Genomic DNA, 20,580 nt, shown 5'->3' with positions numbered 1-20,580 from the left:
AATGTCCCGATTCGCAGGTTTAACTTGAGAAATCGGGACATTTCATTTAATTTGAATGGCAAATAACCTGACACAAACTATAACCACATGTTTTTTAAAAAGAAAGCTATAGTTGTTGCTGTACTGAGTATGGTGGCTGCCGGCTCGGTTCAGGCACAAACCCCGGGCACGGCACTAACTATAGAAAAGATCATGCGCGATCCGAAATGGATCGGTACATCACCTGGCAACGTCTTCTGGTCTGAAGACAGCAAGAACGTTTATTTTAGCTGGAACCCCGAAGGCAACCGCAACGACTCGCTGTATGTGGTAGGCACCGACGGCAAAAACATAAAGAAAGTACCAGCAACAGAACGTCGTAAACTTCCGGCGCAGAACGGTGTGTACAATCGTGCCGAAACCAGGAAGGTTTATGAGAAGAATGGCGATATTTATCTGCTGGATGTAAAAAGCGGCAAAGCTACCCGTGTTACAAATACCGTAGAGCGCGAAAGTAACCCTGCCTTTACCCACGACGAGCAGGAGATCACCTTCCTGAGAGATAATAACCTGTACCAATGGCGCATCGCGAACGGGCAACTGGCACAGCTTACAGATTTCAGAAAAGGAAGAAAGCCTGCAGATGGTGAAGAGAAAGACCCGCAGCGTGTTTGGCTACGAAACCAGCAAACAGGGTTACTGCAGATTGTAAAAGAGCGCGAAGCTGATAAAGCAGCCTTCCGGAAACAGCAAAAAGCCGATGCGCCTGTTCGTCCGCTGGAGATTTATGTGGACGACAAGATCGTGAGTGGGGTTACGCTGAGTCCTGAAGAGCGCTATGTTACCTATAGTTTGATCAGCAGGCCGAAGAATGCCAAGGTGGCTATAGTACCGGATTTTGTGACAAGCTCAGGCTATACCGAGGATCTGAATACCCGCACCAAGGTTGGCGATGCGCAAAGCACTTCGGAGTTTTTTGTGTACGATATCTACCGCGACACAACCTTTGCCGTGACCATGAAGAACGTGGAAGGCATTTACGATGTGCCGGCTTATGTGCTGGAACAAAACAAAAAAGCAAGCATAGCCAAAGATGCAGCCGACTCCAAAACTAAAAAGGCGGAGATGCGCACCACTACACTATACGGCCCGTATTGGTCAGAGAATGGGAAGCATGCTGTAGTTGTAGCCCGTGCAGCCGATAACAAAGACCGCTGGATACTGTCCCTTGATCCCGCTACCGGTAACCTGAACCTGCTGGATCGCCAGCACGATGATGCCTGGATAAACGGACCCGGCATTAGCTATGGCGCAGGTGATATTGGCTGGATGCCAGATAACGAGTCGGTCTGGTTCCATTCGGAGGAGAGCGGTTACTCGCACCTGTATGCAGTAAATGTAAAAACAGGCAATAAAAAGGCTCTTACCAGCGGCAAGTTCGAAGTATCGGACGTGCAGCTGTCGCGCGATAAAAAGCACTTCTATTTTACAGCTAACAAAGTACACCCGGGTGAGCGGCACTTTTATAAAATGCCGGTAAACGGTGGCGAAATGGTGCAACTTACTACCATGCCTGGCGCTTATGAAGTAGCGCTTTCTCCGGACGAGAAAATGTTGGCTTTCAGGTACTCGTACAGCAACAAGCCATGGGAGCTATACCTGATGAATAACAAAAAAGGCGCAAAACCGCGTCAGGTTACCAACTCGCTTACCGAAGAGTTTAAAGCCTACAACTGGCGTGAGCCGGAAGTGATCAGCTTTAAGGCGCAGGATGGTGCCGATGTGTACGCCCGATTATATCAGCCCGCAACTAAAAAGGCAAATGGGCCAGCAGTGATTTTTGTGCATGGTGCCGGTTACCTGCAGAATGCGCATAAGTGGTGGAGTTCCTACTTCCGAGAATACATGTTCCATAACTTCCTGGTAGACCAGGGCTACACTGTACTGGATATAGACTATAGAGGCAGTGCGGGATATGGCCGCGATGTACGAACCGGCATTTACCAGTTTATGGGTGGCAAAGACCTGAGCGACCACGTGGATGGTGCTAAACTGCTGGTTGACAAGTACAATGTTGATCCGAAGAAGATAGGGATTTATGGTGGATCGTATGGTGGCTTTATTACCCTGATGGCCATGTTTACAGAGCCGGATATATTTGCGGCTGGTGCTGCGCTGCGTTCTGTTACCGACTGGGCACACTATAACCATGGTTATACTTCCAATATCCTGAACACACCACAGACTGATAGCCTGGCCTATGCCAAAAGCTCCCCGATCTACTATGCAGAAGGTCTGAAAGGCGCTTTATTGATCTGCCACGGGATGGTGGATACCAATGTGCACTTCCAGGATGTGGTGCGCTTAACACAGCGCCTGATAGAACTTGGAAAAGATAACTGGGAGCTGGCCGTTTACCCTGTAGAGGACCACGGGTTTACTGAGCCCGCGAGTTGGACCGATGAATATAAGCGTATCTACAAGCTCTTTGAAGAGAACCTGAAGGATAAATAAAGAATAACTATAGCCTGTTAAAAGCAAAAAGCACGGTAAACAGTTACCGTGCTTTTTGCTTTTAACAGGCTATAGTTGGGCAAACTATAGTTTAAAAAGTATAGCTTACGGCAGCCCCCTGCGATGCCATTCCGTTAAATGTTGGAATAATAGCCGGGGTAACAGAAAGGCCTGTGTTGTTCGACTTTTTATGTAATTGCGGAATAAGGATACCTGTAGCCGCCCCAACAGTGTAACCGATCAGGTTATCGCTCAGGAAGTGTTTGCCCGCTTCCAGGCGCAGGTAGCCTACTGTTGCAGGCACCACAGCTGCTGCAGCCCAAACATAAGGACGGGCAGGAGAGTCGGGGTTAAAATCGTGAAAAACCTTGGCGGCAAAAAAAGTAGCGGCTGCAGTGGCGGCAGTATGGCCAGCAAAAAAGGAGTTCTGGGCATTTGCTTCCATTCTGTCATCTAATGGAACGCTGCGGTTATACACCAATGGGCGTGCACGCTCTACGTTACCATTCGTCATAGTGAAAAGTGCTCCGGTAATGGCCATGGTTTCAACATAAAGCACCAGCACCTGTCCGGTTTTACTGCGTACGTTATCGTTCAGTAGCATTACAAGCGGCATAGCAAACGAGCCATAGAACGGAAAATCGCTTATCTTTTTAGCATCCAGGTTATAGTTGCCGGCACCAAAACGGTCGAACCCGTTCACATCATTTTTGCTCAGGTTCAACACCTCTTCTTCGGTAAAGCCTGGTTTGTCCTGCATCAGTTTCAGACCGTAGGCGCTCAGGCCCATACCTGCAACTATAACAGGTGCGTCAACGGAAAACCTTGTTCTATACGGCGATTCATCGTCCTGCGCCCAGGCCGGGCCGGCCATAAAGGTGAAGATAAGTAAGAATGATAGTATATTTTTCATGTAATTAAAGTTCGTTATATGTATATATGTTACGCTTTTGAAACGCGGCCTTATATAAAAAGTTTTGTACTATAGCAGGACAGGCTTTGATGGTTAGCGCGCAGGGCTGGTAAAATAACGCATTATTATTAGCCGCAAACTATAACTAACTATAGACTAACCCCGTATTGCGCCCATAGTAGTGCCTGCTACGCCAAGGTTAAATCCCCGATAATTTTAAGTGTGCCGGATTTGTTTTAGCTTTGCAACCACAAATTGCCCGAAAGGCTTTAGTTTCAATCGACATAAACTTATAAACGATGCCATATTTATTCACTTCTGAGTCAGTGTCAGAAGGACACCCTGATAAAGTGGCGGATCAGATATCCGATGCACTTTTAGATGAATTCTTAAAGCAGGACCCGCAATCCAAAGTTGCCTGCGAAACGCTGGTAACTACCGGCCTTGTAGTGCTGAGCGGCGAAGTAAAATCCGAAGCCTACGTAGATGTACAGAAAGTAGCCCGTGATGTAATCAAGCGTATCGGCTACACCAAGTCTGAATATATGTTTGATGCGGATGCGTGCGGCGTTATTTCGGCCATACATGAGCAGTCTGCAGATATTAACCAGGGTGTGGAGCGCGCTAACCCGGAAGACCAAGGCGCAGGTGACCAGGGTATGATGTTTGGTTACGCTACAAACGAGACCGACAACTACATGCCGTTGGCGCTGAGCATTTCGCACCTGTTGCTGGAAGAGCTGGCAGCTATCCGTAAAGAAGGCAAGGAAATGACCTACCTGCGCCCCGATGCAAAATCGCAGGTAACCATCCGCTACAGCGACAACCACGTGCCGGAGAAAATTGATACCATCGTTATTTCAACGCAGCACGACGAATTTGTACACCCTGAAAGCAACACAGCTGATGCGAAAGATAAGGCCGAGCAGCAGATGGTAGCCAAGATCAAAGAAGATGTTGATACGATCCTGATGCCGCGTGTACTGAAGCAACTGCCGGAGCGCATCCAGAAGCTGTTCAATTCTGATATTACCTACCACATAAACCCGACTGGTAAATTTGTGATCGGTGGACCGCACGGTGACACTGGCCTGACTGGACGTAAGATTATTGTGGATACGTATGGCGGTAAAGGTGCACACGGTGGTGGCGCTTTCTCTGGCAAAGACTCTTCTAAAGTGGACCGTTCGGCAGCTTATGCGGCGCGCCACATTGCCAAAAACCTGGTAGCTGCCGGTGTAGCAGATCAGGCATTGGTGCAGGTAGCTTACGCCATTGGTGTTGCCAAGCCGGTTGGCCTGTATGTTACCACCTATGGCTCAACTAATGTAAAAGATGCCAATGGCAACACGATGAGCGACGGGGAGATTGCAGAAAAAGTAAACAAGCTGTTTGATATGCGTCCTTACGCTATCGTGCAGCGTTTTGGTCTGCAGAACCCGATCTTCTCAGAAACAGCTGCTTACGGCCACATGGGCAGAACACCAGGCAGCAAGAAGGTAGAGATTTCTGTAAATGGTCATAAAGAGACCAAAGAATACGAAACCTTTACCTGGGAAAAACTGGACTACGTGGATAAGATCAAGCAAGAGTTCGGTCTATAGTAAGTTAGACTATAGATGTTTGACGTAAGACAATAGACTCTTAAACTATAAAACAAAATGGCCTGCTAACTATAGCAGGCCATTTTGTTTTATAGTTGTCTCGCTATAGTTTATCACATTAGGAGACATTTATAATTTTTAATTTCTAATTCATAATTGGAATGCTCCGCATTCCTTAGTGTGCCATCTGCTTTTCTTTGAATTTTTTAAGTTGACGGCGCATGGCTTCTACAGCTGCATCAGCGGCTGCTTCAAAAGAAGGGGCATTTTCTTCTGAGTAAAGGGTGGCGCCCGGTACAAACAGTTTTATCTCAACGGTCTTGGTATTTATGCCGTCGCTGTTGTTGTGCTTTATGAATACTTCGCCCTCCACGACTCTGTCGTAAAAGGTTTCGAGCTTATCTACTTTCTGCTGGATGAAATCGGTAAGCTGCTTGTCAGCCTCGAAGTGGATGGAATGCATCTGTAGCTTCATAGTGGTAAAATTTATTGGTTTAACTTATGCTTTTGGATGAGCTTTCTCGAAAATCGATTTAAGCTTCTCAATAGAGTTATGGGTGTAAACCTGTGTGGCGGCCAGGCTGGCATGGCCCAACAGATCTTTTATTGCGTTCAGGTCGGCGCCTTTGTTAAGCAGGTGCGTAGCAAACGAATGCCGCAGCACGTGCGGGCTGTTATGTTCTGACGTCGTTATCAAGCTGATGTACTTTTTTACAACGCGGTAAATAAATTTCGGGTAGAGTGGGCGTGCTTTATTTGTAACGAGCAGCTTTTCGGAATTGTTATTGCCCAGTTCGCTTTTCTTATAGCTACGGTAAGTGGTTATGCTCTGCCACAGCGAGTCGTTGATCGGAATAATACGCTCCTTATTGCCTTTGCCCAGCACCCGCACTGTTTTTTGGTGCGCATCTATATCTTCATCAGCAATACCGATCAGTTCTGACAAACGCATGCCGGTACCGTACAGGAATTCCAGGATCACGCGGTCCCGCTGTCCTTCAAAGCTATCCTCAAAGTTAAACTGATCGAGTAATTGGTTAAAGGGCTGTTCGGGCACAAAGCCAGGTAGTTTTTTAGAAACCTTCGGCGCTTTAATGCGCAGCATAGGGTTTGCCGTAATAAGCTGCTGGCCTAACAGGAATTTATAGTAAGAACGCAGGCATGCAATTTTGCGGTTAATAGACCGTGGCTGTATGTTTTGCTGTACCAGCGATAGTATCCAGGAACGGATGATAGTATGATCGGCCTGGGCCGGATCGGTAATTTCGTAGGTCTGGAGTAAGTAACCAGAAAACTGCCCCAGATCGGTGTGGTAGGAGGTAAGGGTGTGCGGGCTGTACCGCTTTTCGTACTGGAGGTACTTAAAAAATAGGTCCATAAATCAGTATAGCCGCCCGGTTAAGCAGCTATACTAATTTATGGAAAAATATATTATTTCGGAAACGAATTAGTAGTTATCCTTCGCGAAAAGAGTTTGCTTGTATCTAGCTCTTTCCTTCTGCTTTCTTTTAGCAACAGATGGTTTTTCGAAGAATGTTCTGGCTCTCAGCTCTTTCAACACACCAGTTCTTTCGAACTTCTTCTTAAATCTCTTTAATGCACGGTCTACAGACTCGTTATCTTTTACGTTTACAATAATCATGTTTTTTCTTTCGCTTCTCTTGGAATTAGGGATGCAAATTTAACAAACTTCTAAGTTAAAAGTCAACCCTTTGTGTAATTTAAAATTTACGATGCCTAAAATATTCAGGTTTAGACATTTAAAACGCTTTTTTATTTAAGTACAGCTCTTGAAATTACAAGCTTCTGTATCTCGCTGGTGCCTTCGCCGATGGTGCAAAGCTTGGCATCGCGGTAATACTTTTCGGCCGGGTAATCTTTGGTAAAGCCGTAACCACCAAATATCTGCACGCCTTCGTTTGCCACACGCACCGATACTTCCGAAGCGTATAGTTTGGCCATCGCCGATTCTTTGTTCACGTTCAGGCCGCGGTTCTTCATATCGGCCGCCTGGTAAGTAAGCAAAGCTGCAGCTTCAATCTCAGTAGCCATATCAGCAAGTTTAAAGGCAATACCCTGGAACGACGAAATTGGCTTGTTGAACTGGCTGCGCTCTTTAGAATATTGTAGCGCCGCCTCGAAAGCACCCTGCGCAATGCCTAATGATAAAGCCGCAATAGAGATACGGCCACCATCCAGTACTTTCATAGCCTGAATAAAGCCTTCGCCTACATTGCCTAAAATCTGGCTTTTGTGCACGCGGCAATCCTGGAAAATAAGCTCTGTGGTTTCAGAAGCACGCATGCCCAGTTTGTCTTCTTTGCGGCCGGCGCTAAAACCCGGCGTACCTTTTTCGATTACAAAAGCCGTCATGCCATGCGAGTCGCCTACTTCGCCGGTACGAACTATAACTACAGCTACATTACCGGTTTTGCCGTGTGTTATAAAGTTTTTGGCTCCGTTAATTACATAGTAATCGCCGTCTTCTACAGCTACGGTGCGCATGTTGCCGGCATCAGAACCTGTGTTTGGCTCTGTTAAGCCCCAGGCGCCAATCCACTGGGCTGTAGCTAATTTTGGCAGGTATTTTTGTTTCTGCTCTTCGTTACCGAATTGCAAAATGTGGCCGGTGCAAAGCGAGTTATGCGCTGCCATCGAAAGACCAATAGAACCGTCGATCTTAGCAAGCTCGGCAATAGCGGTAACATACTCCAGGTACCCAAAACCGGAGCCACCGTACTCGGTTGGTACTAATACGCCCATCAGGCCCAGTTCACCCAGCTGCTTGAACACTTCCACCGGAAACTCCTGGCTTTCGTCCCATTGCATCATCTTTGGCTTAATGTGCTTGGCACCAAAGTCGCGTACCATGTCGGCGATCATGCGCTGGTTCTCTGTATATTTTAATTCCATTTATAGTTTGAATGTAGGGTTGTGAGTCGCGTTTATAACGGTTTTAAGAACCGTATGTTCACAAAGCTATATATTTAACGGCAAACGGACAATTTGTAAGTATAAATCAGACAAGTTTAAATGGTTATAGTATAGTATTTAACGTATCCGGCTATTTTGAAAGCGCGTTTAATTTGCGTTATTTTGAAGGTGCTAAACGCCCTGTTGGTAACTATAGTCCGGGGAGCGAAGGGGCGGTTGGCTAAACAACTATAAATGAAGCAATTCTTTAAGAACTTATTTGGTGGGGAAACGGCTGCACTGGAGTCGCTGGCGGCCATAGGTGTGGATATGCACTCGCATATTCTGCCGGGCCTGGACGACGGTGCCGATACGTTGGAGCGCTCGCTGGAGCTGGTGCAGGCCATGCAGCTGCTGGGTTACCGCAAGCTGATCATGACGCCCCACATTATGAGCGATTTTTATAAGAACACTCCCGAAGGCATCCGCGAAAAACTGGCACTGTTGCAAACGGCCATTACAGAGGCTGGTATGGAAATGGAGCTGGGTTGCGCCGCCGAATATTACCTGGACGAAGGCTTCCTGGAAAAACTGGACAACAACGAAGAACTGCTTACCTTCGGCGATAAGTACCTGTTGTTCGAAACATCTTTCCTGAACGAGCCCCTGAACCTGCGCGAAGCCATTTTTAAGATGCGCTCCAAAGGTTTTAAACCGGTGCTGGCCCACCCCGAGCGCTATAGTTATTTCTATGGCAAGTTTGATGATTTAGTGGAGTTGCGCGAACAGGGAGTATTGCTGCAGCCAAATCTTAATTCGCTAACCGGTTATTATTCGCCGGCTGCCAAAGCCGTGGCCGAAAAGTTGGTAGATAACAGCCTGGTTGATCTTGTTGGCTCGGATGTGCACAGTCTGAAACATGTTGGCTCGTTGCAGCGCGTGCTTAGTACCAGATACATCAACAAACTGCTCAGCTTACCCCTGCTTAACCCGCAACTATAGTTCCTACCCTTTAAGCTATACTATCCATGATATTTGTAACAGGCGGTAGCGGCCTTATCGGTAGTTTTCTGATACCGGCACTTGTGGAGCAGGGACATACAGTGCGTGCGCTGTACCGCGGGCAGATACCAACTATAGCTGCCACCGATAAAGTAGAGTGGGTAGAAGGCGACATACTGGATGTGGTGCTGTTGCGGCAGGCCTTGCAGGGCGTGAACTACGTTTTCCACTGCGCCGGCCTGGTGAGCTACGACCCACAGGACAAGGAACTGCTCAAGCAGATAAATATAGAAGGAACTGCCAATATCGTAGACGCCTGCCTCGAGGCCGGAACTATAAAACTATGCCATGTAAGCTCTACAGCTGCTATTGGTCGCCTGGCTGGTAAAGATGTGCTGACAGAGAATACCAAATGGGATGCTGCAGAATATCATTCGGCCTATGCGAGCTCCAAGCACTTAGGCGAGCTGGAAGTGTGGCGCGGCATATCGGAAGGGCTGGATGCCGTGATCGTTAACCCGTCGGTAGTGCTGGGCCCGGCAGACTGGAACCGCAGCAGCACGCGGCTGTTTAAATACGTGTTCAACAACAACTCCTTTTATACAGGCGGCAAAGCTAATTTTGTAGATGTGCGCGATGTGGTAGAAGCCATGTTGCGGCTTACCTTCTCGGAAATTTCAGGAGAAAGATTTATATTGAATGCTGCTCAGCTGGCCTATAAAGACTTTTTTGCGCAGGTAGCCCAGTGCCTTAACCGGAAGGCGCCTGCCTATAAGGTAAACCCGGTGGTGGCAGAGCTGGTGTGGCGGGCCGAACGGATGCGCAGCTGGCTTACAGGGGCACGCCCACTGATCACAAAAGATACCGCACGGGTATCCGCTAAAAATCATTTATTCAGTAATTCAAAGGTGCAGAAAGCCATAGGGTTGGAGTTCAGGCCGTTAGCCGAAACTATAGCCTGGACCTGCGCCGGATTACTGCAAAAGCAGCCTGCAAAGTAGCTTTCCGGCTGCTGAACCATAAACTATTTACCGGTATAAAATGTAGTGTAACAAAGGCCGTTTTTCTGCGGCTTGTTGGGATTTGAGATGAAAGATAATTTTGAAGATAACAGCGAAGAGCTGAACCTGATACAACGTTACGAGCAGACACTCGGGAACAATGGCACTGCTTTTTTTGACCTGAACGATTTTGAAGTAATCATAGACCATTACACAGCCAACTTTGAGTATAAAAAAGCTTTGGCTGCTTGCGATGCCGCTATTGCCCAATACCCTTTTTCGTCGGATTTACTGATTGACAAAGCCCAGCTGCTGGCCATGGCCGGGAGCCTGGATGATGCCCTTACGCTTATAAATGAAGTAGCCGAAGTAGAAACCGGTAACCCGGACATCCATTTAACGCGTGGCATCATTTATTCGCAGCGCGGCGAGTACCGCGACGCCATAGATTACTTTAAAAAGGCGCTGGCCTTTGCTGAAGACCGCGACGATATTTTTTTCAACATTGGCCTGGCCTACCAGAGCTGGGGCAAGTTCGGCTCGGCTATCAAATACTATAAAAAGTGCATTGAGCTGAACGTTGAGAACGAGGCCGCCATGCAGGAAATAGTATACTGTATGGAGGTGACCGGTACGCTGCGCGAGCATCTGCCGTTTTTCCAGAAGTTTGTGGACGATGATCCTTACTCGTACGTGGCCTGGTTTAACCTGGGAAATGTGCTCAATAAAATGGGCTCTTACGACAAAGCCATTGCCGCCTACGACTATGCCACCATCATTAAGCCTGACTTTATAACGGCCTATAACAACATGGCCAACGCCTATGTGTACCTTGGCCAGTATACCAAAGCCATCGATGCCTTTAACGCCATGCTGGAGCACGGTGAGCCATCAGCAGAGGTGTTCTGCAACATTGGCGAGTGCTACGAAAAACTACAGCAGTGGGACCTCTCGCGCAGGTATTATCAGAAATCGGTGGACCTGGACCCGGAAATGGATGAAGCCTGGTTTGGGATTGGCGTGATACTGGATGCGCAGGGCAAATGGTACGAGGCGGTACACTTCTTTAAAAAAGCGGTAGAACTATACGACGATAGCTCTGATTACTGGGTAGCGCTTGCCGCGGCCGAGTATCATGTAGGGCACGTGGTATCTGCTTTAGAGAGTTATGCGCGTGCCGCCGAGATACAGCCAAACGACAAGGATATTTACCTGAACTGGTCCATCATCCTGTTTGAGCAGGGCAACTACGACGAGGCCACTGAGATTATTTTAAATGCCATAGAACTGCAACCAGACGAAGCAGAGCTATATTACAGGGCCTGCGCCTACTTACTTTCTGCAGGAAAATACCGCGAAGCGTACAATTATTTGGAAAATGCTTTAATTTTGGACTTCGATAAGCACAAGCTGCTTTTCGAGTTCTTCCCGGAGCTGGAGTCCCAAAGAGCATTAGCCCGATTAATTGATCAGTACCGCAAATAACAACCAATGAACTATACGCTGAATAACCTGCCGGAGCGTGAATCAAAACCACGCGAGCGGGGCTTCACCATGGCCATGGACAAGGGCCTGAGTGTGCGTGAAGTAGAAGACTTTCTGGATGTAGCCGGAGAGTATGTAGATATTGTAAAACTGGGCTGGGCCACATCGTATGTGGTACCTAACCTGCAAAGGAAGCTGGATGCTTACAAGGCTGCCGGTGTGCCGGTATACTTTGGTGGCACCTTGTTCGAGGCGTTTGTAGCGCGCAACCAGTTCGAGGATTACCGCCGCATACTGGATAAGTATAACATGACGTTTGCCGAAGTATCGGACGGATCGCTGGAAATGAACCACGACGAAAAACTGCAGTACATTCAGGCGCTTGCCGAGCAGGTGACCGTACTGTCGGAAGTTGGTTCGAAGGACGCGGAAAAGATAATCCCGCCATATAAATGGATACACCTGATGCAGACCGAGCTGGAAGCCGGCGCTTGGAAAGTGATCGGTGAAGCCCGTGAAGGTGGTAACGTAGGGTTGTTCCGTAGCACAGGCGAAGTAAGAAGTGGTCTGGTAGAAGAGATCCTGACCAAGATACCGTTTGAGAAGATATTGTGGGAAGCACCGCAGAAAGCCCAGCAGGTGTGGTTCATTAAACTGTTAGGTGCCAATGTAAACTTAGGCAACATTGCGCCAAGCGAGGTTATACCATTAGAGACGATCCGTTTAGGTCTGCGTGGCGATACATTCCACCACTTCCTGAACGATTCGAACCCGAAAATTTAACGAAACTATAGTTTAAACTATAAATTGCCCGCCGGTGCACCGTTCGGGCAATTTTTTTAATAGCTATATCAAACGTATGCAACGCAGATCACTGAAAGAATACTTATTGCTTTTTTCGAAGGGAGTAGCCATGGGCGCTGCTGATGTGGTACCGGGAGTATCAGGAGGAACTATAGCTTTTATCTCCGGTATTTACGAAGAGCTGCTCGATTCTATCCGGTCCGTAAACGGCGAGGCGGTAAAGTTGCTGCTGCGCTTTAACCTGGCTGGTTTCTGGAAACACATCAATGGTAACTTCCTGGTAGGGCTACTGGCCGGCATCGGGTTCTCTATTGTGCTGCTGTCGCGGGTGGTACTGTACCTGCTGGCAAATGAACCGGAAATGTTATGGGCTTTCTTTTTCGGGCTGATCGTGGCTTCCACAGTAGTAGTAGCGAAAAAGATCACCAAATGGACTCCTGCCGTCGTGCTGGCATTTATACTGGGTGCTGCTATTGCCTATTGGGTAACTATAGCTACACCCACCCAGACACCGGATGCCTACTGGTTCATTTTTATATCGGGTGCCATTGCCATCTGCGCTATGATTCTGCCGGGTATTTCGGGGAGCTTTATATTAGTGCTGCTGGCCAAGTATGAGTATATATTAGGTGCCGTAAGAGATTTAAAGGTCGCGACCATTCTTACGTTCGGAGCCGGCTGCCTGGTAGGGATTCTCAGCTTCTCGCATGTACTGAACTGGATGCTGAAGCACTACCATAACCTGACTGTATCGTTGCTGACCGGTTTTATGCTGGGCTCCCTGAACAAGGTTTGGCCCTGGAAACAGACCCTGGAAACGTACACCGACCGCCATGGCGAAGTAAAGCCACTGGTAGAGAAAAACGTGCTGCCAACCGATTACCTTGAACTGACCGGCAATGAACCATACCTGCTGTACGGTACCCTGCTGGCCATTTTCGGGTTTGCGCTGGTATACTTTATCGATAAGATCACCGACGACCACACCACTACGGTATAGTTTATGCAACGCTACGGCCTAATCGGTAAAAAACTGGGGCACTCGTTCTCGAAACGCTACTTCACGGAAAAATTTACCCGCGAAGGCATTACCGATGCTGCCTACGAACTATACGAGCTGCCAACTATAGCCGGCCTGCCAGGTTTACTGCAGCGCGAGCCGGAACTGGTTGGCCTGAACGTAACGGTGCCATACAAGGAAGAAGTGATGCCGTTGTTGGATGAACTGGACGAAGCTGCCGCGCGCATAGGAGCTGTAAATACCATTAAAATAACAGCCGGTAAAACGATAGGGTATAACACCGATTATATCGGCTTCCGGGCGTCGCTGGAAAGGTTTTACCCGGCAGCAACGCAAAAAGGCCGGGCTTTAGTATTGGGCACAGGCGGTGCAGCCAAAGCCGTGTGTGCTGCTCTCGAAGATCTGCACATAAACTATACAATTTTATCGCGTAGCCCAAAACCCGGTCAGCTGATGTACCAGGCGCTTACACCGGAACTGTTGCAGCAGTACCCGCTCATCATTAATACCACTCCGTTAGGCATGTACCCCGATACAGAAAGCTGCCCGGATTTGCCTTACGAAGCCCTTACGCCTCAACATTACCTCTACGACCTGGTGTATAACCCCGAAGAAACGCTTTTTTTAAAGAAGGGGAAGGAAGCGGGCGCACAAACTATAAACGGCCTGCAAATGCTGCACGGGCAGGCCGAAGCTGCCTGGCTGATCTGGCAAAGCAGGTAAAACAAAATGCAATTTAATTTTCCGGAAAATAAACCTGTTTTGTTGTAACATAAGACGTGCCGGTTTGCGTAAAAGCCTGAAAAAGAGAGCCACCAAACCACCACCCTATGATCACGCAGCTAAACACCCTGAAGCAGAAAGCCCATACTTTTAATGCCGAGATCTACGCGTTGTATCTTGCCTTCCGGGATGCCCGTGTGAAGTGGTATGTGCGTTTACTTTTAGCCATTGCCATTGGCTACACCATCAGCCCGATCGATCTGGTGCCCGACCTGGTGCCGGTTTTCGGTTTTCTGGATGATGTGGTGGCGGTAACGCTGGGTGTTGGGTTCTCTTATCAGCTTCTTTCGCGCACCGTGCTGGACAAAGCCCGCATACAGGCCTATGAAACGCTGGCCGAAGGAAGCGGTGCAGCTTACCGTATAATCGGGTATGCCTGGATGCTGGCCGCTACTGTGGCTGCCGTGCTGGTGTACAAAATGCTGCTTCCGGTATAACCTAACAATTTGCTATAGTTATTTATAAGAAGCGTGCCTTTAAAACAGGCGCGCTTTTTTTGTGCTTACTTTCTGTGTCTTAGTATAGCACTATAATCGCTTTATTTTCTTACATTTACTCCGTGCACGGTACAGTTACACCTATAGTTGCCCGCACACTAACATACTGTAAGAAAATATTTTACATAGCCTGCAACCATAGCCTGCTTTTTAGGCTCATGTGAGTAGAGCTGTAAACAGGTCAGCGGTTGAAACTCTTTAGCAGTAACAAGTCAGAGGAAGATAAGCTTATAGATGGCTGCATCGCGGGGAAGCGCGATATGCAGCGGCTTCTGTACGACCTGTATGCTAAAAAGATGATGATGGTGTGCCTGCGGTACGCACCCACCACATTTGAGGCCGAAGACATTGTGCAGGAAGGCTTTGTAAAGGTGTTCTCCAACATTCAGAATTTTAAACGGGATTGCCCGCTGGAATTCTGGGTCAGGAAGATCATCGTCAACACAGCCCTCAAACACCTGCGGCAAAAGTCGTTGCTTACAGTATCGCATGAAACAGAAGAAGTGGAGAACATTAGCTCCGGCGACTATAACCTGAACGATTATAGTATGGATGAACTTTTAGGCATGATTCAGAGTCTGGCACCGCGCTACCGCATGGTGTTTAACCTGTATGCGATTGAAGGCTATAACCACAAAGAGATCGGCGAAATGCTCGATATCTCAGAAGGAACATCCAAATCGCAGTATTCAAGAGCCAGGGCTATTCTGCAGAATATGCTTCTTCGTCAGGATAAACCAAATCAGGAACATGTCATCAGCAGATAAAAAGGAGTACGGAGAACTGGAGCAGAGCATGTGGCGACGCTTTCAGGAGGCAGAGGCCATGCCCGACCCTGAAGTATGGGCGCGCATAGACCATGCCCTGACGATGCAGGAAAATGCGAAATATAAAAAACGCGTGCTGTTTTACAGGCAGCTGGCGGCCGCGTGCTTTGTGCTTTTTGTGCTGGCAGGCTCAGCCTTGCTGTTACACTATAAGCAGGACCAGGAAGAGGATCTGCTGGCCACTACTACAGTACAACCACAGCCCGCTACACCTGATGCAGAAAACACGACTGTTGCTGACAATGCAACTATAGCTTCTGTTTCTGGCAATACTGCAGCAACACAAAGCAGCGGTCGGGAGCAGCAAACTTCAGCCGGAGACAGCCCAACTACAGGCACTAATGCTTTACCAACTATAGCACAGGCCCGGCCAGCGGATGTAACAACAACTGTAGACCAGCCTGCATCAGCGAGCTATCTGCCGCAAACGCAACGCAGCAGACAGAGAAAAGAAACGGTAGCAGCTTCCGGAAGAACCGGGATGATTGCCGCCGCCGGCACAAACAGCAGGAAAGAAACTATAGCTTTATCAGCAACTGAGAACACAGCCGCTGCAATGCAGGACGTTCCTTATATTTCGGCGAGCCAGGCCATTGCCAATGTGCCGGAGTCGTATACCAGCCCTTCTGCTTTAAACCCGTTACTGCGTCGTAATGCTGCGCTGGGCACCTATAGTTCCGGCAGCCCGGCCTCTGCAACTATAGCACCACAAAAACAGGCAGACCTCTCGCTTGCACTGAACACCCCCGCTGAAAACAACAGTAAACAAGAGCGCAATGCAACCGGCAACAGCCGCTGGAATGTAGGCATGGGCGTTACATCATCGTACTTCAGCCAGGATGTGAACATACCCGAGCAACGCCTGATGGCCATGCAGGGAATGGGTGTTCTGCGCCATACAGGCCCTGTAGTTTCGGCAGAGACGGAGCAGAACCTGATAGCAGCCTATAAAGAGTTTGAAGAAAATACCCAGCCAGCCAGCTCTTTTGCTGTGGAGGCTAAAACAGGGTTTAGAGTCGGGAAGCGGTTTAAACTACTCACGGGCCTGGGCTTCAGCCAGAACAAATCCAGAACCAAAACCAGTTACATTGTAGAGCAGTTCCTGTTTAACCCAAGAAGCAATGAGCGCACCAAACTACAGCCATCCACAGTGTTCCTGCCTTCTATCCATACCTTTACCACCGACTCGGTAAGCGTTGTAAAAACCAAGGAGCCGTTTGATGTAGACTATAGTTACCAGATGCTGTCGGTGCCGCTTGGGGTGCAGGTAGAAGGTAGCATAGGGCAGAAGTGGTTCTGGTATGCCACGGGCAGCGCCGCCGTCAACTTCCTGATGCAGACAACTATAAAAGCCCATAACCCCGAAATAGCCAGCGTAACCTATAGCGCCACCGACGATTCGCCGTTCCGGAAAGTGCAGTTCTCGGGCAATGCCGGTGCAGGCGTTGGCAAGCATTTGTCGGATGCGGTCTCCATTTCGGTAGGTCCCGAGTTCCGCAGTTATTTTAACTCCATGCTCTCGGATGAGCACGCTACAGGCAACCACGAAAGGCCTTATACCATTGGCCTGAACGTAGGCGTGAACTATAGATTAGGCCATTAACAGCACCGGTCTCAAATTTTTTTCAGGGCGTGCAACCATCTGCGCGCTTTTAGACTCATGGTAGTAGAAGAAGGGAAACAGCAACTATAGCTGTCTGTTCTAACCAAACCTGCACCACTTAAAACTATGAAAAAAATGAGCCAGACACCGGTCGCATTTTCGGATGTGGCTGCTATCGTGAAAGCGAACTTATCAGGATGGTATTTGCTGTTGGCCCTTCTCCTTTTTTCGCTTTTTATGGCCGGCTCCGATAACGGGAAGGAAGCGCAGCAATTATCCGGCGGGCAACCAATTAAAGCGGGTAATGCACACACGCAGCGTAGCAGCAACTATAGCGAGCCTGTAAAACACAAGGCAACACCGCCCCAGGGTTTAACGGCAACTATAGCCAACAGCCACAACAGCTAACCCAAACCAGCCGGATACTATGCGCAAAAGTAGTTATAGTGCTGTGTTGGCTTTACTGCTGATCTTGTGCTGCCTTAGCTGCCAGACAGAGGATGCTGCCATTCCGGAGATGACTGCCGAACAGACAAAAGCAGTAGTGCTGGGCAAATGGAAAGTGCAGCGTGTGGATTACCAGGTTTGCCGTAACGAGAGCTGCACCACAACAAACTATACAGGCACGCCGCACGACTACTTCGAGTTCAGGGCCGACAGCGCTTTCCTGTACAGGCATGCAGCCATCAGCACACACCGCGAAGCCTTCAGAGCGGAGTATAAGCTGCCGGGAGCATTTGTACTGGGGCACTTGTTCTGGTCTGCAACTTTTAAAATAAAAGAGAGCAACGGGCACAAAGCAGTGCTGGTGTGTTCTTACACAGGCGCCGACCCTTACGCCATTTTTACTGATACTTATTACCTGTACCGGTAGCCCGGTGCCGATCATACATTATCCTGATACCGTTAGTACACTTTAAAACTATGAAGAATACCTTTTACCTTGCCCTGCTCTACCTGTGCCTGGCCCTTTTGCTGGCCGGTTGCTCCGAGGATGAGACACCGGTACCGGAATGCCTGCAGGTTGAAGTAATGGGAGAAGACTGCGACACCGGCTGGTATATACTGAAAGTGGTGAACGAGCAGGCAGGCACGCGCCAGGTAAACAGCTACCTGGGCCAATTGCACAGCGGCTTTGTAACAACCGATAATTTGCCGGCAATGTATCGCCAGCCCGGCACCATGCTGAAGGCTACCCTGGAACTGAACGGCGAATACGGCCCGCGCTGTGTAACAGTAACGGTTATGTATCCGGCTGTAAAGGTAACCAACGTTTGCACCCCGGCCCCTGTAACAGACAGCGTTTAGCGAACTATAGACAGGGCAGTTGCCGGCTTACATCTGAATTATTAAAACTGACTGACTTGGAAATGCCTGTTGCTTTGCGGCAGGCTTTTTTTATGCCTGCATTTTATACTTAAACTCCCCTGATTATGTTTACAAAAGCTAAACTTACGTACAGTTTCAGATGTTATACTTTATCGTTAATTTCGTAAAACCGACGAATGGATTTCAAGCTAACATCAGAGTTTCAGCCTACCGGCGACCAGCCCAAGGCCATTGCACAACTCACAGAAGGTATAAATAACGGCGAGCCGGCACAGGTGCTTTTGGGTGCCACAGGTACAGGTAAAACCTTTACCATGGCCAACGTCATCAAAAACGTGGGCAAGCCTACGCTCGTGCTCTGCCACAACAAAACACTGGCCGCACAGCTGTACGGCGAGTTCAAGCAATTCTTCCCCGAAAACGCGGTCGAGTACTTTATTTCTTATTACGATTACTACCAGCCCGAGGCATATATTGCTTCATCGGATGTATTCATTGAAAAAGACCTTCAGATAAACGAGGAGATCGAGAAGCTGCGTCTGCACACGACATCGGCGCTGCTTTCGGGCCGCAGAGATATTGTGGTAGTCGCCTCGGTGTCGTGTATCTATGGTATCGGTAACCCAGAAGAGTTTGGCAAGAATGTGATCTACCTGGCACCGGGCCAGCGTTACAGCCGCAACAACCTGCTCTATACTTTTGTGCAGATCCTGTACAGCCGCACAGATGCCGAGTTTACACGTGGAACATTCCGGGTGAAAGGCGATACCGTGGATATTTACCCGGCTTACGCTGACTTCGCTTACCGGCTGTATTTCTTCGGCGATGAGCTGGAGCAGATACACCGCATCGATCCGCAATCAGGCAAAAAGTTGTCGGATGAGAAAGCGGTAACACTTTACCCGGCCAACCTTTTCGTGACAGGCAAGGATACGCTGCAGCAGGCCATCTCGGAGATACAGTACGACATGGTGGCGCAGCACGACTACTTTTTAAAAGAAGACCGCCCTACCGAAGCCAAGCGCATTAAAGAACGCACCGAGTTTGACCTGGAAATGATTCGCGAACTGGGCTACTGCTCCGGCATCGAGAACTATTCCCGTTACTTCGACCGTCGTGCGCCGGGTGCACGTCCGTTCTGTTTGCTCGATTATTTTCCGGATGATTTCCTGATGGTGATAGATGAGAGCCACGTAACCGTGCCGCAGGTACGCGCCATGTGGGGCGGCGACCGTTCGCGTAAAGTAGCGCTGGTAGAGTATGGTTTCCGTTTACCGGCTGCCATGGATAACCGCCCGCTTACTTTCAACGAATTCGAAAGCCTGATGCACCAGGTGGTATTTGTAAGCGCCACGCCTGGCGACTACGAGATACAAAAATCAGAAGGTGTTATTGTGGAGCAGATCATCAGACCAACCGGCCTGCTGGACCCTGTGATAGAAGTGCGCCCAAGTACTAACCAGGTAGACGACCTGCTGGAAGAGATTGACGAACGAGTGAAAGAAGGTGCCCGCGTGCTGGTAACTACGCTTACCAAACGCATGTCGGAGGAGTTGACAAAGTATCTGGAGCGCCTGAACATTAAAGTAAAATACCTGCACTCTGAAGTTAAAACGCTGGACCGCGTAGAGATTTTACGTGAACTGCGACTGGGTTTGATTGATGTGCTGGTGGGAGTAAACCTTCTGCGCGAAGGCCTGGACTTACCGGAAGTAAGTCTGGTTGCTATACTGGATGCGGATAAAGAAGGCTTCCTGCGCGACCAGCGCTCGCTTATACAGACGATGGGTAGGGCTGCCCGAAACGAGAAAGGCAAGGTAATAATGTACGCCGACCGCATGACAGGCTCGATGCAGCGCGCGATAGATGAGACCAACCGTCGCCGCGCTACCCAGATGGCCTACAACGAAGAGCACGGCATTACCCCGCGTACTGTTCTCAAATCTAAAGACGAGATCATGGAACAGACTTCGGTGGCTGACTCGAAGAAGAAGGAAGTGAAAATGTATGCCGGTCCGGAGGAAGTGTCTATTGCAGCAGAACCTGTTATCCAGATGATGAACCGCGAGCAGCTCGAAAAGCTTATCAAGAAAACGGAGAAGCAGATGGAAGCAGCCGCCAAAGACCTCGACTTTTTACAGGCCGCCAAATACCGCGACGAACTGGCCGAGCTCCGCAACCTGCTGAAATCAAAACGAGACTAAACTATAGTTCGGGAGTTAAAGAGTTAGAGAGTTTAGGAGTTAAAGAATCGTAGAGACGGACTATTTTTCGCCGCTGCGGTACAGCTATAATAAGAAAAGGC

At 48.8% G+C, this 20,580-nt stretch carries 20 protein-coding genes; 15 read left to right on the top strand and 5 right to left on the bottom strand.

Annotation, left to right across the window (positions count from 1 at the left end; translation table 11 throughout):
- Window positions 1-87: 87 nt before the first annotated feature.
- A complete protein-coding gene (locus H7F15_RS10350) occupies window positions 88-2,493 on the top strand; it encodes a prolyl oligopeptidase family serine peptidase (protein ID WP_185196894.1) in 2,406 nt (801 codons plus the stop codon).
- Window positions 2,494-2,584: 91 nt separating this feature from the next.
- Here the strand turns inward: H7F15_RS10350 and H7F15_RS10345 are convergent, their stop codons facing one another.
- Window positions 2,585-3,406, bottom strand: coding sequence for a phosphatase PAP2 family protein (locus tag H7F15_RS10345; RefSeq protein WP_185196893.1), 822 nt, complete (start codon window positions 3,404-3,406; stop codon window positions 2,585-2,587).
- 299 nt (window positions 3,407-3,705) lie between these two features.
- Here H7F15_RS10345 and metK point away from each other — a divergent pair, with 299 nt between their 5' ends.
- Entirely contained in the window at window positions 3,706-5,010 is a 1,305-nt protein-coding gene (gene metK / locus H7F15_RS10340) for a methionine adenosyltransferase (RefSeq protein ID WP_185196892.1), read from the top strand.
- A gap of 175 nt (window positions 5,011-5,185) precedes the next feature.
- Here metK and hpf read toward each other — a convergent pair whose 3' ends face one another.
- From hpf to H7F15_RS10320, 4 genes are all read right to left on the bottom strand, one after another.
- On the bottom strand, window positions 5,186-5,485 hold the full coding sequence (hpf, locus tag H7F15_RS10335) for a ribosome hibernation-promoting factor, HPF/YfiA family (RefSeq protein WP_185196891.1): 300 nt from the start codon (window positions 5,483-5,485) through the stop codon (window positions 5,186-5,188).
- Window positions 5,486-5,509: 24 nt separating this feature from the next.
- Window positions 5,510-6,388 carry a tyrosine-type recombinase/integrase gene (locus H7F15_RS10330; protein ID WP_185196890.1) on the bottom strand — a complete coding sequence of 293 codons (879 nt, stop codon included), beginning with the start codon at window positions 6,386-6,388 and terminating at the stop codon, window positions 5,510-5,512.
- Between the two features lie 69 nt (window positions 6,389-6,457).
- Window positions 6,458-6,652, bottom strand: coding sequence for a 30S ribosomal protein S21 (gene rpsU, locus H7F15_RS10325; RefSeq protein WP_185196889.1), 195 nt, complete (start codon window positions 6,650-6,652; stop codon window positions 6,458-6,460).
- A 131-nt stretch (window positions 6,653-6,783) separates the two neighbouring features.
- A complete protein-coding gene (locus tag H7F15_RS10320; RefSeq protein ID WP_185196888.1) occupies window positions 6,784-7,923 on the bottom strand; it encodes an acyl-CoA dehydrogenase family protein in 1,140 nt (379 codons plus the stop codon).
- 255 nt (window positions 7,924-8,178) lie between these two features.
- Between H7F15_RS10320 and H7F15_RS10315 the strand changes: the two genes are divergently transcribed.
- The 13 genes from H7F15_RS10315 (at window position 8,179) to uvrB (ending at window position 20,479) form a co-directional block, all read left to right on the top strand.
- The gene (locus tag H7F15_RS10315) at window positions 8,179-8,925 is read left to right on the top strand and encodes a tyrosine-protein phosphatase (RefSeq protein WP_185196887.1); all 747 of its coding nucleotides are present in this window, start codon (window positions 8,179-8,181) and stop codon (window positions 8,923-8,925) included.
- Between the two features lie 26 nt (window positions 8,926-8,951).
- The gene (locus H7F15_RS10310; RefSeq protein WP_185196886.1) at window positions 8,952-9,926 is read left to right on the top strand and encodes an NAD-dependent epimerase/dehydratase family protein; all 975 of its coding nucleotides are present in this window, start codon (window positions 8,952-8,954) and stop codon (window positions 9,924-9,926) included.
- An 87-nt stretch (window positions 9,927-10,013) separates the two neighbouring features.
- Window positions 10,014-11,411, top strand: coding sequence for a lipopolysaccharide assembly protein LapB (locus H7F15_RS10305; RefSeq protein ID WP_185196885.1), 1,398 nt, complete (start codon window positions 10,014-10,016; stop codon window positions 11,409-11,411).
- Window positions 11,412-11,417: 6 nt separating this feature from the next.
- Window positions 11,418-12,194, top strand: a complete 777-nt coding sequence (locus H7F15_RS10300) for a phosphosulfolactate synthase (RefSeq protein ID WP_185196884.1) — start codon at window positions 11,418-11,420, stop codon at window positions 12,192-12,194.
- A 76-nt stretch (window positions 12,195-12,270) separates the two neighbouring features.
- Window positions 12,271-13,215, top strand: coding sequence for a DUF368 domain-containing protein (locus H7F15_RS10295; RefSeq protein WP_221627039.1), 945 nt, complete (start codon window positions 12,271-12,273; stop codon window positions 13,213-13,215).
- A gap of 3 nt (window positions 13,216-13,218) precedes the next feature.
- A complete protein-coding gene (locus tag H7F15_RS10290) occupies window positions 13,219-13,959 on the top strand; it encodes a shikimate dehydrogenase (protein ID WP_185196883.1) in 741 nt (246 codons plus the stop codon).
- Between the two features lie 107 nt (window positions 13,960-14,066).
- A complete protein-coding gene (locus H7F15_RS10285; RefSeq protein ID WP_221627038.1) occupies window positions 14,067-14,456 on the top strand; it encodes a YkvA family protein in 390 nt (129 codons plus the stop codon).
- 248 nt (window positions 14,457-14,704) lie between these two features.
- Complete coding sequence (locus H7F15_RS10280) at window positions 14,705-15,283, top strand: RNA polymerase sigma factor (RefSeq protein WP_185196882.1); 579 nt, start codon at window positions 14,705-14,707, stop codon at window positions 15,281-15,283.
- A complete protein-coding gene (locus tag H7F15_RS10275; RefSeq protein ID WP_185196881.1) occupies window positions 15,267-16,946 on the top strand; it encodes a hypothetical protein in 1,680 nt (559 codons plus the stop codon). The genes H7F15_RS10280 and H7F15_RS10275 overlap by 17 nt, the downstream gene beginning before the upstream one ends.
- A 126-nt stretch (window positions 16,947-17,072) precedes the next feature.
- Window positions 17,073-17,354 (top strand): hypothetical protein, encoded by a 282-nt coding sequence (locus tag H7F15_RS10270; RefSeq protein ID WP_185196880.1) that lies wholly within the window; start codon window positions 17,073-17,075, stop codon window positions 17,352-17,354.
- Between the two features lie 19 nt (window positions 17,355-17,373).
- Complete coding sequence (locus H7F15_RS10265; protein WP_185196879.1) at window positions 17,374-17,820, top strand: hypothetical protein; 447 nt, start codon at window positions 17,374-17,376, stop codon at window positions 17,818-17,820.
- Window positions 17,821-17,870: 50 nt separating this feature from the next.
- On the top strand, window positions 17,871-18,254 hold the full coding sequence (locus H7F15_RS10260) for a hypothetical protein (protein ID WP_185196878.1): 384 nt from the start codon (window positions 17,871-17,873) through the stop codon (window positions 18,252-18,254).
- 197 nt (window positions 18,255-18,451) lie between these two features.
- Window positions 18,452-20,479 (top strand): excinuclease ABC subunit UvrB, encoded by a 2,028-nt coding sequence (uvrB, locus tag H7F15_RS10255; protein ID WP_185196877.1) that lies wholly within the window; start codon window positions 18,452-18,454, stop codon window positions 20,477-20,479.
- Window positions 20,480-20,580 lie beyond the last annotated feature (101 nt).

This window comes from Pontibacter sp. Tf4, from assembly GCF_014212495.1.
GTDB lineage: Bacteria > Bacteroidota > Bacteroidia > Cytophagales > Hymenobacteraceae > Pontibacter.
The sequence above is the reverse complement of the archived record's forward strand: the minus strand, read 5'-3'. Positions and strand labels throughout refer to the sequence as shown.